12 protein-coding genes are annotated in these 17,559 nt (G+C 28.8%); 4 read left to right on the top strand and 8 right to left on the bottom strand.

The features are described from left to right. The first annotated feature begins 398 nt into the window (after positions 1–398). Positions 399–1,940, top strand: a complete 1,542-nt coding sequence (locus ACTG46_RS02885; protein WP_054269046.1) for an AbgT family transporter — start codon at positions 399–401, stop codon at positions 1,938–1,940. Between the two features lie 33 nt (positions 1,941–1,973). Next, positions 1,974–3,080 (top strand): M20/M25/M40 family metallo-hydrolase, encoded by a 1,107-nt coding sequence (locus tag ACTG46_RS02880; protein ID WP_054269045.1) that lies wholly within the window; start codon positions 1,974–1,976, stop codon positions 3,078–3,080. A 138-nt stretch (positions 3,081–3,218) separates the two neighbouring features. Here the strand turns inward: ACTG46_RS02880 and ACTG46_RS02875 are convergent, their stop codons facing one another. The 6 genes from ACTG46_RS02875 to ACTG46_RS02850 form a co-directional block, all read right to left on the bottom strand. Beyond that, positions 3,219–4,505, bottom strand: coding sequence for a transcriptional regulator (locus ACTG46_RS02875; RefSeq protein WP_479923565.1), 1,287 nt, complete (start codon positions 4,503–4,505; stop codon positions 3,219–3,221). Between the two features lie 381 nt (positions 4,506–4,886). Beyond that, positions 4,887–5,591: a response regulator gene (locus tag ACTG46_RS02870; protein WP_479923564.1), complete on the bottom strand. Its 705-nt coding sequence runs from the start codon at positions 5,589–5,591 to the stop codon at positions 4,887–4,889. Further along, a complete protein-coding gene (locus tag ACTG46_RS02865; protein ID WP_479923563.1) occupies positions 5,582–7,189 on the bottom strand; it encodes an ATP-binding protein in 1,608 nt (535 codons plus the stop codon). The genes ACTG46_RS02870 and ACTG46_RS02865 overlap by 10 nt, the downstream gene beginning before the upstream one ends. A 259-nt stretch (positions 7,190–7,448) precedes the next feature. Beyond that, positions 7,449–8,627 carry a CD0519/CD1768 family membrane protein gene (locus ACTG46_RS02860; protein WP_074180010.1) on the bottom strand — a complete coding sequence of 393 codons (1,179 nt, stop codon included), beginning with the start codon at positions 8,625–8,627 and terminating at the stop codon, positions 7,449–7,451. 225 nt (positions 8,628–8,852) lie between these two features. Next, positions 8,853–9,347: a threonine/serine exporter family protein gene (locus tag ACTG46_RS02855; protein ID WP_054269041.1), complete on the bottom strand. Its 495-nt coding sequence runs from the start codon at positions 9,345–9,347 to the stop codon at positions 8,853–8,855. Further along, positions 9,348–10,109 (bottom strand): threonine/serine exporter family protein, encoded by a 762-nt coding sequence (locus tag ACTG46_RS02850; protein ID WP_065388354.1) that lies wholly within the window; start codon positions 10,107–10,109, stop codon positions 9,348–9,350. A 548-nt stretch (positions 10,110–10,657) separates the two neighbouring features. Between ACTG46_RS02850 and ACTG46_RS02845 the strand changes: the two genes are divergently transcribed. Together ACTG46_RS02845 and ACTG46_RS02840 are read left to right on the top strand one after the other, a co-directional pair. Continuing rightward, the gene (locus tag ACTG46_RS02845) at positions 10,658–13,492 is read left to right on the top strand and encodes a sigma-54-dependent transcriptional regulator (protein ID WP_054275813.1); all 2,835 of its coding nucleotides are present in this window, start codon (positions 10,658–10,660) and stop codon (positions 13,490–13,492) included. Positions 13,493–13,534: 42 nt separating this feature from the next. Then, on the top strand, positions 13,535–14,779 hold the full coding sequence (locus tag ACTG46_RS02840; RefSeq protein ID WP_176702552.1) for a D-alanyl-D-alanine carboxypeptidase family protein: 1,245 nt from the start codon (positions 13,535–13,537) through the stop codon (positions 14,777–14,779). A 659-nt stretch (positions 14,780–15,438) separates the two neighbouring features. Here ACTG46_RS02840 and ACTG46_RS02835 read toward each other — a convergent pair. Next, complete coding sequence (locus ACTG46_RS02835) at positions 15,439–16,833, bottom strand: HAMP domain-containing sensor histidine kinase (protein ID WP_479923562.1); 1,395 nt, start codon at positions 16,831–16,833, stop codon at positions 15,439–15,441. Continuing rightward, the gene (locus ACTG46_RS02830) at positions 16,826–17,473 is read right to left on the bottom strand and encodes a response regulator transcription factor (protein WP_054269036.1); all 648 of its coding nucleotides are present in this window, start codon (positions 17,471–17,473) and stop codon (positions 16,826–16,828) included. Before ACTG46_RS02830 ends, ACTG46_RS02835 begins: the two co-directional genes overlap by 8 nt. Positions 17,474–17,559: the final 86 nt, after the last annotated feature.

The raw sequence follows: 17,559 nt of genomic DNA, 5'->3' as shown, positions 1-17,559 counted from the left end.
ATATTATATATATATTATAAAAAACTAATAATTGATTTTTTCTTTTCGATTTTGAATCAAATCTACACTCTAATCATTCTAAAAGCTTAACATTTTATTAGATTATTATTTTAATAACTTAATCTTCCACTAGCTTTTTCTAAAATTTTATTTTAAAATTGAATTTAAAGCGTATATGTTATTCAAATACATTAGATATAATTCGTCATTAATTTGCTTAAATCATATTTAATTAACACTACTCATACAGAAAATTCAGAAAATTACATTGACATAGTTAAAAGTTTATTTTATACTTTTTTTAGGACATATTGTGGACACGTCTTAAATCAACAATCATAATTTTAATTATAAATTTGACCACAATACTTATTTTTTAATTATTAGGGAGGGATATTATGAATGATAACGTAGTTAAGAAGAAAAATTTTTTTGACAGAACATTAAACAGAATAGAAACTGTTGGTAATAAACTACCAGACCCAGTTACAATATTTTTAGGACTATGTGTACTTTTACTTATACTATCTAGTATAGTTGGCTCTATGGGTATATCAGTAGTTCATCCTGGTACAGGAGAAACCATAAAAGCTGTAAATCTATTGACTGTAGAACAGCTTCAAATTCTTCTAGGAAATATAGTTAGTAATTTTCAAGGATTTGCTCCTTTAGGACTAGTTTTAGTAACTATGATAGGTGCTGGTGTATGTGATAAAACTGGACTTATGACAGCAACAATCAAAGCATCTGTAAGCAAGATTCCTGAAACAAAAGTAACTCTTGTTGTAATGACTATAGGTATGCTTGCCAATATTGCATCAGATGCAGGTACAATACTATTTCCACCATTAGCTGCACTTGTATACCTTGGTGTTGGTAGACATCCTCTTATAGGTTTATTTTCTGGGTATGCAGCAGTCTGTCTAGGATTTGCTGCAAATATTATGATAAGTGTCAATGATATACTTGCTGCAAGTTTTACAGTTCCAGCAGCCCAAATGATTGACTCTGGATTTCAAGCTAATGCAACAATGAACTTATTCTTTATGATAGCATCAACTTTTGTTTTAATACTGTTAGCAACATGGGTAACGGAAAAGATTGTAGCGCCTAGATTTGGTAAATATGAAGGAAATGCAGAATTAGATGTTGATGGTAGTCTTAATGATGCAGAAAAAAAAGGTCTTAAAAGGGCTGGTATAAGTATATTAATATATGCAGCAATCATAATAGCTCTTAGTGTAATTGGTAAAAAACCATTCTTAGCTGACCCAGAAACAGGAGACTTACTATCAAACAATGCTCCTCTTATGAAAGGTATGGTACCTATAATAGCATTAGCATTTTTTATACCTGGTGTTGTATATGGAAAAACTATAGGTAAGATAAAAAAAGACAAGGATGTTGTCTCTATAATGGCTGGTGCAATGAGTGATATGGGTGGATATATAATACTAGCATTTGCAGCCTCACAATTTTTACAGTTGTTTACAAATAGTAATTTAGGTTTAATACTAGCTGTAAAAGGTGGAGAATTTTTAAAATCAGCAGGAATAAATGGACCTTTATTATTGATAGGATTTATTATCTTATCTTGTTTTATAAATTTATTTATAGGTAGTGCATCTGCAAAATGGGCTATCCTTGCACCTATATTTGTACCAATGTTTATGATGGTTGGATACAATCCAGCACTTACTCAAATGGCTTATCGTATAGGTGATTGTATAACAAATCCACTTAGTCCATTATTCCCATACTTTCCTATTATATTAGCATTTACGAGAAAATATGATAAAGATGCTGGTATGGGTACTGTAATCGCTAACATGTTACCATACTCAATCTCATTCTTAATAGTATGGACTATATTATTGATATTATTTATGGTATTTAATATTCCATTAGGACCTGGAATACTACCTTCATATAGTATGTAATTTAATTAAATCTTTCTAAAAGGAGAAAAATTTATGTTAGATAAAAATAGACTTATAAATAATTTTATGGATATGGTTAAAATTGATAGTCCCTCTAATCAAGAATTAGAAATGTCTAAATGGCTTGTAAACTACTTAAAAGAAAGAAATATAGATGCCATTATAGATGATGCTGGTGAAAAATATGGTGGTAATACAGGAAATGTTATTGCCTATATAAAAGGTGAAGAAGGAAGTAGACCTCTTTGTTTATGTGCACATATGGACCAAGTTCAACCTTGTTTAGGTGTAAAGCCTGTACTAGATGGTAACATAGTTAGAAGTGATGGTACTACTACACTTGGTGCAGATGATAAGGCTGGAATAGCTGCTATACTTGAAGCATTAGAACATGTTATTACAGAAAAAATCCCACATAGAGATATTTATCTTTGTTTTACAATCTGTGAGGAAGCTGGTATGCATGGTGTTAAAAACTTTAATCCTGACAACTTACCTTGTAAAGATATGGTGATTTTAGATTCTGGTGGAGCTATTGGTTCGATAGCATATAAAGCTCCTGCTCAGCAATCTATAAAAATCTCTTTTTATGGTAAGAAAGCACATGCTGGTATAGAGCCTGAAAAAGGCATAAATGCTATATTGGTAGCTTCTCATGCAATAAGTAATATGCATATAGGCAGAATAGATTCATTAACTACTTCAAACATAGGTAAGATAGAAGGTGGTGGAGCTACAAATATAGTAACTGACAAGGTTACATTGACTGCTGAAATTAGGTCTCATATACCTGAAACTTTAGAATATGAACTTAATCATATGGAGAAGTGTTGCAAAGATGCTGCATCTAAATTTAATACTACTTATACTTTTGAGCATAATATGTCTTATCCTAGTTTTGAACTTAGTAGAGATAGTCATGTATTCAAATTGAGTGAAGAAGCAATAAGACAAGTTGGTGTTGTTCCAAATCCAATGGTAATTGGTGGTGGAAGTGATGCAAATATATTAGCTAATCTTGGATATAACTGTGCTATATTGAGTCTAGGTATGTATGATGTTCACACAGTTAATGAATACGTAAATATAGATGAATTGTATGATACTGCTAAAATAGTTTATCATATGATTAAATTATAAATATTACAACAGATGTCTTAAAATTATAAAACTAAAAACCTATGTATTTTCAACTTTATAAGTTATATCTTAAAAGCTTGTTTTACATAGGTTTTAGTATTTTATATAATAATTTATTGCAGTAGTTGATGCAGTTTTTTAAAATAATATTTCAGTAATATTTTTAGGTCTTCCTCCACCAATGCTAGTTTCTTTTGCACATATCCTACCTAGGTCTGCACTCACTATTTTATTTAATATACGCCTTGCACTTCTTTCACTTACATTTAGATATTCTGCTAATTCTTTTGAATCATAAATCTTACTTTGCCTATTCTCACTTATAGCAATAATTTTTGCAACTGATTCACAACTCATTCCAGTCTTTTTAGATATATCTATTACTTTTTCATCAGACAACATTAAAGAATAATTTAATTCATTTTCTGAGGCTAAAGGACCTCTTATATTTTCGTCTTCATCTACTAAATATATGCCAATTTCTTTTGAATCTATAGAGCGTCTTAATGCTTTATGTGCATTATTCTCAGCTTGATATGCAGTTACTCCAGTACCAATTCCTATACTAAGAGAAAATCCCATATCTTTTATATCTCTCTTCAGTTTAAATAACTTATCGTAGTTATACTCATTATCAGCTACTCCTTTATGAACAAATACAACATAATCATTTCTTCCAAATAAAAATAGGGAGCCTTGAATACTTCTCACATAGTTTACTACAAGCTTATCCATATCTGATTTTTTTATCATATCAGAATAATAGTTGTCTATCTTCTCTTTATAATCTATTATACTCAAGATTTCAACAGCAATTTGAGAAAATCTAGCCTTACTTAGAGCATATTCACTCTTTACTTTCTCATAACTTTCTTTGATTAATTGTATAGTAGCTTGTAGACGAAATACTGGATAACCTCTTTCTTTTAATTCATTATATACTGCTCCAAAACCAGTTAACATTATATCTGTCTTATTTTCTTCAAATAATTTTATATGCCATTCTACAAGCTCAGATTCTCCTACTTCCAAAGAAAACGGATTATAAAACACACTTGTAGCTTTTATATCAAATTCTTTAAGTGCATCTTCTACAACATATCTATCTACTACATCTATACTGAATTTATCTAATTTTATATCCTCACTTTTTATTGCCCAAAATGCCTTCATTATGCTTGTACCACTTCTTGGTACAAATGAATGTGGTTTACTTATCTCATACTTAGATTTTATAAACTCATAAACTGCGCATCCTGTAAATATAATAGCATCACATTCATCTTCACATTTAGAAATAACTTCTATTGTATCTACCACTTTTTCTCTTACATATATTTTAGTTTCTAAATCACTGTCTATCTGTTTTAAATCATCCTTTATCTTAAACCCAGAGTCTGAAGGGCCTATAATACCCACTATCATAAACTTCGCTCCTAATCCATCAATTTTATACTTTCTAAAAATTATATCCTCATTACTTTCTATTTTTATTTAATTTATTATCTCACATTCTATATTTATGGTAAAGAACTTCTATACAAACATCTATAGTATTATATAGATAATTTTTCTACAAAAGGTAATGTCTATAGGAAATTAATCCTCAATTTAAAACATATATTATTTCATGAAAAAATATATTTTAAAATACAAAAATAACTATGTAGATTTAAGATTAGATAAATTGATTTTATATCTATTCATTATAAAATATACATAGCTATTTCTATTCTGTTTAAAATATTCATATTTATTAGAATAGCAGATAATTTTTATCTAATTAATATTATCTTAATTTCATAACTATTCATCCGCCATACGATAGCCTACTCCAACTTCAGTCAAAATATACTCTGGTTGTGCAGGGCTTTTTTCGATTTTTCTCCTTATACTTGCCATAAATACTCTAAGGGACTGGTTTTCACTTTCATAGTAATTTCCCCAGACCTTATCTATTATAAATTTATGAGTTAAAACTCTTCCTGAATACTTAGACATTAATTCAATAATCTTATATTCAATTGGAGTTAAATGTATTTCTCTATCATTAATTAAAACAGTATGATTTTCATAATCTATCTTTAGATTTTTAACTTCAAAAACCTTTGGAGTATCATTGTTTATATTGCCTTGTTGAGCCTTATTTCTAAGAGCTACACGAACTCTAGCTAAAAGCTCTGTTACACTAAAAGGTTTGGTCAAATAATCGTCTGCTCCTCCATCTAAAGCCTCAACTTTATCTCTTTCATGTTCTCTTGCTGAAACAACAATTATTTTGTTATTTTTAGCACATGCTCTAACTCGTCCTATTACTTCAATTCCATCAATATCTGGTAGCCCTAAATCTAAAATTATTAAGTCTGGGTCAAGAGAATGTATAAGTGATATAGCTGTTCCTCCATTATCAGTCTCTACACACCTATAATTTTGAGTTTCAAGAGACACTTTTATAAATTTACAAATTGGCTTATCATCTTCTACAATTAGAACTAATGGCTTTATTTCCACTCGCCTTTCGCCTCCTCTTCACATATAGGTATACTAAATCTAAATGTAGCTCCTCCAGAAGAATTATTAAAAGCTATAATTTCTCCTCCATGAGCTTCTACTATAGACTTACATATCTCTAATCCAAGACCAATCCCTCTTCTTTCAAGATTTCTAGATTTATTCTTGGTATAAAATCTATTAAATATATTATCAATATCTTCATTTGGTATTCCTTTTCCATTATCTGAAACTGCAAATAGAACTTGATTTGACTCTTTATTTACAGTTAATTCTATTTTGGAATCTTTAGGTGTATGTCTTATAGCATTATCGATTAAGTTTACTAAAACTTGTTCTATTAACAATACATCTACATGAACTACTATTATTTCTTTTGGAATATTAGTTTGTATATCCCTATTATTAGCAAACTTTTTCACTCTTAGTATGGATTCTGCTATTATTTCATCAACAACCTCTGGTCGTTTTTCAATATCCAATTTACCTTCATCTATTCTAGTCATACTAAGTATGTTCTCAACAGAATGAGTCAGCCAACTTGTATCTTCATATATATTTTTTAATAATTCTACTCTAGTTTCTTTGTCTATCATATCATCATTTTCAAGTATTGTTGAAGATGAACCTAATATGCTTGTAAGTGGAGTTCTTAAATCATGAGAGATTGATCTAAGTAAATTGCCTCTTAATCTCTCTCTTTCTGCCTCAAGATTAGCTTTTTTATTCTTTTCAAATAAATTTTCTCTATCGATTGCCAATGCAACCTGTGTTGAAACAGCTTCTAACAATATCTTTTCATTTTCTGTAATAATATCTATTTTAAAACATGCAATACCTATAACACCAAGTACATTCGATTCTTGACCTTTTATAGGAAAATAGTATGCACTACTCTTTTTACAATATTTTGTTCCGATTCCAACTGGTTCGCCTGTCCTAAAAGCTTCTTTTATAGCTTCCTTTTCTAATACTGAATGGAATATATTCTCACTCCCATCATTGTTACAAATATAGATACTTGGCTTACCTAAATTATTATCGCCATCTGAAATGGTTACTATAACAGTTCTATTTAACATGTTTACTAAATTAGTCCCACAAAACTCAATAATTTGATTCTTATTTTTTGCTTTAAGTAATGTTTTATTGTTCTCATAAAGCAACCTTATCATTTTTTCTCTTTTATGAGAAAGTCTCACTTCTCTTTTTATTCTAGAAGTTAGGGTACTTGTTATAATAGCTGCCATCAGCATAATACAAAATGTTATAGGATAGTCCTTCCTATAGGCTAAAAAAGTATATAATGGATGTGTAAAGAAAAAGTTAAATGATAGCACTCCTATTACTGAAGAAAGTATTCCAAAAAAATACCCATACGTTATACTTGTAGCAAACAGCACACCTAATATGTATACCAATATAATATTAGATTCATTAAAACCTACCTTTTCAAAAACTACTGATATTCCAGTAGCAATCATCATAACCAATATAGTTTTTATGAAGTCCTTAATAATCACCTTTCTACTGAGATAATCATCTTCATCATAATCATACTCTTTTAAGTCTTCATGATGTAGTCGTTCCTTTTTCATCTACTACAATTCCTCCTTATTGTTACTGTTTAAATTGACTCTATTGTATATAATACAATTTTATCATAATAAATTCAATCAATACATTTAATTAGTTTATCTAAATTACTAAAAGGTGCTGTCTTAAAATGAAAGTAAATCTCTATTTCAAAACAGCACCTCTATATATTTAAATTACTAATTTTATTTTATACTTAAATCATTAGTTTATTCAACTTTATAAATTATAATATCTTAATATTTGATTTCTAGAACATTTTTATCCAACGAGCATAAATATAAAGTGGGCACATATACCTGCACATAAACCACCTATTGTATGTGAAAGTATCGCTTTACCAGCTAATGGTCTTGCTTCTAAAGCATCCATCATACCTATGTGTGTACTTAGGTATCCACTCCAACACATACCCATAGCTGTAAATACTGCTATATCATTAGGAGTTATAGCACCTGATTTTATAAATTCTGGTACTAAAGATATCGCTGCTCCAACAGCTCCTAATGCAGTTACAGGGAATGCAATTGCTTCTGGTGATGTGAATCCAAATAATGGCTCTATTATGAAGCTAATTTTATCACCAATAGCAGGTAATAATTTTATACCTTCATATGCAGCTCCTGTGTAAACAGCCTGACCTGTAGCAGGGTCTGTAGATGGTCCAAAAGTTAATAACATAACCAATGTACAAACTACTAAAACTCCTGGTATTATAGCCATACCCATTTCAACACCTAACTTACCACCTTCAAGTATAGCATCCAATCCTCTTTGGAATACATTACCATCTCTTATTTCTCTAAACTCTTCAATTTTTGCACCTTTTTCATTTACTTGTTTTTCAGTATCGCTTTTAGGGTCATAATTATAATACTTTTTAGTAAAAGTCAACATAATTCTAACACTAATAATACTACCTATTATTGCCCCAACATTACCTATTATAGCTGGTAGTACATATTCTTTACCTTGAGCTATCATGAAAGTTGTTACAATAAGCCCCATACCAAAGGCTGTTCCTAAGTTACATAAAGCAGGTACTTGATACTTCTTAAAATATTGTGTAAATGTTTTGTCTTTAGCAAATGGTATAATAGCTGGATTATCAGATAAATATGTTGCAACTACTCCTGCTATACTAGCACCAGGTAAGCCCCATATAGGTCTCATAAGACCCTTAAATATCTTATTAACTAAAGATATTACTCCGAATTCTGAAAGCAATGCACTAAGTGCACCTGCAAGAACTGCCATCGCCATTATTAAAAATACTGTATCTAATAAAAGCGCATGTGCTGTACTCATTATTACTTTAAACATCATACCTGCACCCATGATGCTTCCTACATATCCAAATCCTACCGCCAATAGTACAATAAATACGAAGGTTTCCATACTTACTGCCTTGACTCTTCTCTTATCCGACAGCTTTTCCATCTTGAAATCTTCCCCCTTTTCAATTTAAATTAAGGTTTCTAGCATTGGTACAAATTTTTTGGTACAAACTGAACACTAAAACTTACATCTGTAATGCAAGTTGTCAGTTTTTTGAAATAAAAAAAAACTATTTCTATAGAATAAGAACATCTTTTCTAATTTAGATATTCTTATTCTATTTTATGTTATTATATTATCATCCTTTTACTTAAAAGTCAATTTTTTCTATTTTTGTGGCTTAATTTTATTTATACCCTTCTTATATTTTTCATTTTCTTTTATTTTGGTAAACATTCCATATAAGTTTACTTTTCTAAATACTGTAGTTATAAATACCAGTCCCAACGCAATTGAACTTGCACAGGATAATGTACTTACACCATACTCTACTGCTTTGATATAATTATTTGTCAAAACAGAATACATAGTATTATATATTCCATAACCTGGTACTAATATTATTAGACAACATACACTTAATGTGGTTGCTGGAGTCATATAAATTCTAGCACATAACTCACAATATATTGCAAAACATACTGTAGCTATAAAGAAACATAAGTTTTCTGTCACACCCATATTCAAACAAAATTTATATGAAAACCAAGCGATACTTCCACCTATACCAGATAGTATCAAATTCTTTCCTTTCATATTAAATAGCACTCCAAAGCTTAAGGCTGTAAAAAAAGCTGCTATTACCTCTATAAACAAATGCATTTATATCCCCCCTAACTTGAAGTACAATCCAAGTACCAAAAACATTCCTACCGCTATAGATACACCTATAAAAAATACTTCTGCTAACTTTGCAAGACCAGAAATCAATTGTCCATCTAATAAATCTCTTAAAGCATTCGTCAGTGCCAGACCAGGTACTAATAACATTATCGCTCCTGCTATCAGATGGTCTATTGTCTTTATAAACCCAAGCTTCAAGATTATAATAGAACAAAGAGCTATAATAACTGCTCCGATTGCATTTACAAAGAAGTCATTTAATGATGATTTATTTAAGTACATAGTAACAAACTTAGTCAAAATTCCCACAGTAAATGCGGCTATAAACTCTTCTATATTTCCTCCAAATAGTATCGAAAACGTCGCTGCTGCAATGCCTGCAAAAAATATTGTTATTAAATCTGAATAGTAGTTATCTTCACTTATCTCATCTAAAATTTTTTCACATAATTCAATATCTAAATTATTTATACTTATTGCCCTTGATAATGAGTTAACCTCATGAACCAAGTTTAGGTCTACCCTTCTTGAGCTTATTCTTTTAATTGCTGAATGTAATTTTCCATCTACAAACACAGATGCCATTACAGCTGTTGGGGTCGCAAATACATCTACATGGTCTATTCCAAAAGATTGACATATTCTAGCTATCGTTTCTTCAACTCTATAAGTTTCTCCTCCACTTTGCAACATAGCTTTACCTGCGTTTGAGGAAAAGTTTAAAATTCTATCTATATCCACAAAACATATCTCCCATTCTTTTATAGTATTATTCATATTTTATTACAAGATATTATTTATTTAAAATATTTTAAATAAACAATATCCAATATTTACATTTTATGAAAAAACTTGTTTTTTATGCTTGTCAAAACTAAATTTTAAAGTTGTTTACAGCATAAAATGGCTGAATTAATATATAACAAACACTTTCAACCATTGATATAATCTTTTAAATTGTATAGTATTCTCTTCAATAAAGCTATGTACTTTCTAATTTTTTGTTTTTTAACTTTCATGAGTTTTACTTTAATTTGATAGTTATATATTGAAATGTATTTAAAACTTATATTTATTTATATAACAACATAATATCCTAACTAAATCCATAAAAATCTATATCTAGTATAATGCAACTCTTATTTTAACACCATCCATTACACAAAACAACATATTAAAAAGTAAAATACAAAATATCCACTATAAACCTTATTTTAATACCAAATATATATTATAATATATTTAATATAACTTAAGTATAACTTAAATATAAAGAAAGGAGGCAATATATGCTAAGAAAAGATAAGGTTCTATTATCACTACATAAATTATGTGAAAATATAACTTTAAAAGACCTTCAATCAGAGAAAGCAGGATTTACTACAATAGAAGTTGCTAATAATTCATCTCTTGATAGAAGTAATACCAGTAAAGAATTAAATAACCTATTTAATGAAAAAAAAGTTATAAAGATACCTGGCAAACCCATTTTGTTTTTACATGCTGGTATTATTGAAAATTTAATTGGTCATACTTTAGACAACTCTGAGTTTTCCATAAGTAATTGTAATGAGCTACTTAAATCAAGTAAAAATGATTCAGAAGATATTTTTTCAACATTACTTGGACATGATTCTAGTCTTAAACTAGCTATAGAAAAAGCTAAATCTGCCATACTCTACCCTCCAAAAGGTCTTAACACATTACTCATAGGACCTACTGGTGTTGGAAAAAGCACATTTGCTGAAACAATGTATAAATATGCTGTAGAAAGTAAAGTCTTTTCTTCTGAAAGTAAATTTGTTGTATTTAACTGTGCTGAATATGCAGAGAATGCTAACTTACTCTTAAGTAATTTATTTGGTTATGTTAAAGGCTCTTTTACTGGCGCTAATAAGGATAAATTCGGGATAGTCGCACAGGCTGATGGAGGTATATTATTCTTAGATGAAATACATAGATTACCCCCAGAAGGTCAAGAGATGCTTTTTCTTTTGATGGACAAAGGCATATACAGACGATTAGGAGAATCCGACATCGTACATAAAGCTACTGTTTTTATTGTGTGTGCCACAACAGAAGATATACATTCTTCACTACTTGGGACTTTTTTAAGAAGAATCCCAGTTACAATTAACCTACCTGCTTTACAGGATAGGTCCTTAAAAGAAAGATTATCTCTTATTAAATACTTCTTTATTATAGAATCTAAATATACCAATGCAACTATAAGAGTTCACAAAGATGTCATTAAATCTTTACTTCTTTATGATTGTTTTGGTAATATAGGTCAACTTAAATCTGATATACAACTTATGAGTGCAAGAGCCTTTTTAAATTATAAGACTGGTCTAAAAGAAAATATAGAAATAGATTTGTCTCTTGTTCCTGATTATATATACACTGGTCTTTTAAAATTGAATGAAAATCGCAGCAATCTAAATAAATTATCAGAACTTGATTACATGCTTTTTTATGAATTTAATGGTAACAATTTGGAGGTTGAGTATACAAAAGAACTCTCTAAATACAATATAGATACACAAAACAATGGGTTTAAATATTCTACAGAGATTCCTTATCTAGAAAATGACATAAGGAGTATGTTTATAAATTACATGGAAAAATACTCTACAAAGTTACTTTCAATATCTTCAGTAACTCATTCTGATTATACAAGTAATGAAATTTTCAAGGTAATTAATCCAAAGATTTACTATGCTGTTGAACACTCTTTAAAAGAAGCTGAAAAAATATCGAGAAACAAATATACAAAACAAACTTATATTGCTCTTTCAATGCATATAAGTGCACTTATAGAAAATATAAATCAAGACACATATAACCCTAAATACAATCTATATAATGATAAAATTTTCTCAGATAAAGATTTAAATATAGCTAAAATAGTTTTAAGTATAATCGAAAATGATTTACAAACATCACTACCTAAAGATGAAGTAAAATTTATATCTATGTTTCTAAATAGCACATACCTTGAACCAAATAATCAATCTGAAAGTATAGGTGTTATAATACTTGCTCATGGAAATTCAACAGCAAGTAGTATGTGTGATGTAGCAAATTCATTACTTGGTACAAACCACTGTAATGCAATTGATATGCCTCTTGATGTAAAGGTAAGTACTATACTTGATAAAGCTATAGAATTGGTAAAAGAATGCGATGAAGGTAAGGGAGTACTTCTTTTAACAGATATGGGTTCTCTCATAGCTTTTGGAGAACTTATTTCAGAAAAAACAAAAATTAAAACACGCTCTATTGAGATGGTATCTACTCCAATAGTTTTAGAGGCAGTAAGAAAAAGTACACTACCAGAAATGACTTTGGATGAATTGGCTAATTCTTTAAGCTCTTTAAATCCATATATTGGGCGAGCTGCAATTGATTCAACAGAAATAAATTATCCTGAGAAGTCAAGAGAGTATGCCATAATAACGACTTGTATAACGGGTTATGGTTCAGCTATGAAGATAGCAGATTTTATAAACTCTTCACTAAAAAGTATTAATAAATACAGTATTAATTTAGTTCCTCATAATATAGAGAGTTTTAAAATGTATAGGAATAAATTTAGTAACACTAAAATTTTGGCAGTTGTTGGCAGTGTAGATTTTAATGTGGCTAATACCCCATTTATTCACATAGAAGAACTCCTAAATGGGTATGGTCTAGATATGTTGAACAAAATAATAGAAGGTACATTTAATGCCAATAGCATTACTAACATAAAAGAAACAAATTTATCATATAACAGCCTAATAATAAACTTTATGTCTCAAAACTTAGAGCTTTTAGACTCTGTTAAATTATTCAATTATGTCAATTCATCATTATTTTCAATAATAGAATTGATAGATGAAGGTCTAAAAAGCAAGTTTAAGTTAGGATATATACTTCATTGTTCTTTTATGATAGAAAGATGTTTTAAAAATACAACTTTTCCATATAATAACATCACTGAGTTAATCAGTGAAAATTATGAACTGTATAATTTAATACATGAGGCCTTTAAGCCAACAGAAGCTTACTTTAATATCTTGATACCAGATGAAGAAATTGCTTATATAATAGATATGATTAATGAGTATCTAAATAAATAAAACTTACAGCACCTACTTTGTGCATGTTAATTAATATATGAAATGGAGGATGAGATTTTGAAAGAAAAAATAAAACAGTTAACAATACTTGCATTAATTTGTATATTTATAACTCCTGGATTTGCATCTGCAGATGCTCCACCAGTACCAAACTCTTCAAGAGCTGCACTACTTATAGACCAGAAAACTAAAAGAATATTATTTGAAAAAAATAGCGATGAAAAAATGCCTCTAGCGAGTTTAAGTAAAATGATGACCTTTTTACTTGCAATAGAAGCAGTCAATAAGAATCAGGTAAAGGAAACTGATATGGTAAAGATAGACAAGTCTACGGCTTCAGTAGGTGGTTCTACTTGTAAACTTAAAGATGGTGATGAAATATCTTTAGGAGAGCTTATGCAAGGTCTTATGCTTGTATCTGGAAATGATGCTGCTATGGCTATAGCTAAACATGTTGGTAAAACTGAGAAGAATTTTGTAAATATGATGAATAAGAAAGCTGAAGAAATAGGAATGCTTGATACGTATTATTTTAATCCAAACGGACTTCCTATATATACTGACCCAGAGCATAAGGAGCCTCCTATTGAAAATATATCAACAGCTCACGATATAGTTGCACTTGGAAAGTATATGTATGACCATTATGAAAGTCAAGTTACTAGAATAACTACTATGCAAGTATATAATGATACTAAGAAAGATTTTACACACTATAATACAAATCCCCTATTAGTTTCAGTACCTGGTGTTGATGGAATAAAGACAGGCTATACAGATAATGCTGGTTATTGCCTTGCATTTTCTATGATGGTACCTAAGGATGATAAAAATGAAAGAAATCATAGATTAATAGGAGTTGTTCTTGGTGATGGTAATAAGAAGAATAGAATTTCTTCTTCTGCTACTTTATTAAAGTATGGTAAAGACAATTTCCATTCTAAGAAGATAGCTCATAAGGGGGACATTATAGAGACTCCTTGTGTTGATGGTGTTGATGATTTCAAGATAACTGTTAAAGTTGATAAAGATTTGTATGGGGTTGTTTCAGATAATGAGAATATACACCCTAAGATAGTGTTTAAAAATATGAGTTATCCTATTCATAAGGGAGATATTGTTGGTGTTGCAAAGTATTACAATGATTCTGGCAAGTTTGTTGGAAGTGTTGATGTTAAAAGTGAAAGTAATATAGGATGTATTCCTTTGAAGGATAAGATTAAGATTAAGGTTGCTAAGATAAATAGAAAGCTTGAGGTTAAAAATTCTGTTTGTTTTAAGGCTTAGGTTAGATGAGATTTGTGAAAGACTCCACTTTATGGTGGGGTTTTTTATTTTGTACAAAAAATTAAAATAGTGGCAACAATTGAGGATGTGAGGGAGAGTTGCCACTATTTCATATAGGGTATTATATTATGTTTTTAAGCTAGTTTTACTATCTTCTATGTTTATATAATAACTCTTGTGTGTGAATTTAATAGATAATTCATATGAAAATTATGTGAAGTTTTAAGATAGTTGACTTATTCTATTGTAAATTTTTTCAGAAAAATTCTGTTCATAAGTCTATTAGACCAGCGAATTATTTACCTAATAATATTCCAATCAAAAAATCTATTCTTTTTTAAAAGTAAGGTCATGATTATTTTACATATATAAAAAATTTCGAAAATTAATCTACACACTAGTAACATTAAGTATAATAAATTTATTTTAGTAAATTAGTAAATTTAGACTTTAACGTAGATTTAATTTTTTGTTAATGAATTGTAGTAAAAGAGAAGATTTTACATAAAAAAAAGTAGCCCTTAGAAAAGCACTACCTTTTTTACAAATAAATTTTATTATTTATACTTGTAATTATATCTTATAAAACCATTTTTTCCCATATGAAAAATAAATAATTATGATATTTTTTTAATTATTCTTTATATTTATATTTTAATTTAAATTACTTTTATAAAGATAATATAAAATTCTATCATTCCTTCACAAATTTCAACCCTGTATTCAAAATTATTTTCTTCAAGTATAGTTCTCACTATAGTAAGACCAAGACCCGTGCCAGAAAGTTCTTTACTTCTCGACTTCTCTAAGACATAAAAAGGCTTCCAGATATTCTCTATATCATCTTCCATATCATAATCTATACCATTTTTTATAGATAATACAACATTCTCATTCTCTTCAAAAAGATTAATCTCTATTTCATTATTACTAGTATACTTTATCGCATTACTAATCAAATTATTAAATACTATATCTATACTATCTTTATCTGAACTTATTACAAAGTCTCTATCCTCTATACTACACTTAACACTTATACTACCTTTATCAATCAAAAGTTCATAGTTGTTTAAACTTTTATATAATCTTTCCTTTAAATCTACTGGATGCAAATTAACTTCTCTCTTCTCATATTTTGCCCAGTACAAAAGAGTATTTATTGTATTAGCCATATTTTCTGCCTGTTCAATTATTGTATCCGTATAAGTACCATCATCTAGCCCATCTTTCATACCTATAGCATATGCTTTTATGAGTGCTATTGGAGTTTTCATTTCATGAGATGCATCTGATATAAAAGATTTTAGATTCTTATTTCTCTTATTCAATTCATTATGTGCTTTCTCAAGCTTTACACTCATTATATTTATGCTATAGGCTAATTCTTCTATTTCATCATTAGTTTTTATAGATTCAGTTCTAAAATTTAATTCAGATATATCTTTAGATAGAAGTTTTAGCTTTTCCATAGGTCTTATGATTCTATTTGATAAGATAAATATAAGTATAGTTATTATGATTACTGAAAAAATACCCATAATTATATTAAATCTATTTACAATACTAATAGTTTCTTCAGAATGTTCTATAGGTATAGATATAGCAAACAAGTAATTATCTTTCTTCATAAATTTTACAAGTAAACTATATTTGGTTTTACCCTGATTATATATTTTATTTATACTTTTATTATCAATGTTTTTTAAGCTATCTTCTTCAATCCAAAATTTATTTAAACTTAGTCCTTTCTTCCAAAATGCATTTAATAAATCATTATTTATTTTATCTATATTGCCCTTATCTTTGTAATCTTTATTTAATTCTATATATACTATATCTATATTATTTTTTTCTTCAATAGAATCAATATCTGACTTTAATCTGTTTATGTCTTTATGTTTGATTTCATCTGCAATATTATCCAATATATTTCTTTTTTCATGTAAATAATATCTATGAATAAACATACTATTTATGGCTATCGACATCACATATACGACCACAACTACTATGGATATGCTTATGGACAGTTTTGTGTTTAGTTTAGTCATTAAAGTCCTCCAAACTATACCCTAATCCTCTATAAGTTTTTATTATATCTTCTCCTATCTTCGCTCTTAATCTCCTTACATGTGTGTCTACTGTTCTAAAATCTCCATCATAATCCAAGCCCCACACTAAATCTAAAAGTTTTTCCCTAGATAAAACAATCCCCTTATTATTGATTAGGCAGTGCATTAATTCTAATTCTTTTTTAGTCAATGGTAGTTCATTGCCACTTTTAAAAACTTTATTTGAACTAAAATCTATTTTTAAATCTTTAATATTGATTGTATTCTTATAATTTACTAGTTTCTTCGCTCTTATTATTAAAACTCTAGGGTCAAATGGTTTTTTTATGTATTCATCTGCTCCTATATTAAGTGCCTCTATCTCATCTTCACTTTGACTTTTGGCAGTCAACATAAGCACTTTTGTGTTACTGTTTTCCTTTATTTCTTTGCAAACCTCTATTCCATCAATTACTGGCATCATCCAGTCTAATATCGCTAAATCTATCTTATTCTCATAAAAAATATCTAAAGCTTCTTCCCCATTTTTTGCAGTAAGTACATTGAAATTTTCTTTTTTGAAATATGCACAAAGTATCTTAAGCATACTAATTTCATCATCAGCAATTAATATATTCATCTATTCACATCCCTAAAATTTATTATCATATTACATATTATATCCATTGCTTCAATTATATAAAATATATGTTACAAGAAGTTTAC

This window comes from Clostridioides sp. LIBA-7678 (assembly GCF_056716065.1).
This window is presented reverse-complemented; position numbering and strand designations above follow the sequence as displayed.

What these genes read in the sequence shown, in the direction of transcription:
- ACTG46_RS02885 (WP_054269046.1), top strand. Translation starts at nt 399, where the DNA reads ATGAATGATAACGTAGTTAAGAAGAAAAATTTTTTTGACAGAACATTA.
- ACTG46_RS02880 (WP_054269045.1), top strand. Translation starts at nt 1,974, where the DNA reads ATGTTAGATAAAAATAGACTTATAAATAATTTTATGGATATGGTTAAA.
- ACTG46_RS02875 (WP_479923565.1), bottom strand. Translation starts at nt 4,505, where the DNA reads ATGATAGTGGGTATTATAGGCCCTTCAGACTCTGGGTTTAAGATAAAG.
- ACTG46_RS02865 (WP_479923563.1), bottom strand. Translation starts at nt 7,189, where the DNA reads ATGAAAAAGGAACGACTACATCATGAAGACTTAAAAGAGTATGATTAT.
- ACTG46_RS02860 (WP_074180010.1), bottom strand. Translation starts at nt 8,627, where the DNA reads ATGGAAAAGCTGTCGGATAAGAGAAGAGTCAAGGCAGTAAGTATGGAA.
- ACTG46_RS02855 (WP_054269041.1), bottom strand. Translation starts at nt 9,347, where the DNA reads ATGCATTTGTTTATAGAGGTAATAGCAGCTTTTTTTACAGCCTTAAGC.
- ACTG46_RS02845 (WP_054275813.1), top strand. Translation starts at nt 10,658, where the DNA reads ATGCTAAGAAAAGATAAGGTTCTATTATCACTACATAAATTATGTGAA.
- ACTG46_RS02840 (WP_176702552.1), top strand. Translation starts at nt 13,535, where the DNA reads ATGGAGGATGAGATTTTGAAAGAAAAAATAAAACAGTTAACAATACTT.
- ACTG46_RS02835 (WP_479923562.1), bottom strand. Translation starts at nt 16,833, where the DNA reads ATGACTAAACTAAACACAAAACTGTCCATAAGCATATCCATAGTAGTT.
- ACTG46_RS02830 (WP_054269036.1), bottom strand. Translation starts at nt 17,473, where the DNA reads ATGAATATATTAATTGCTGATGATGAAATTAGTATGCTTAAGATACTT.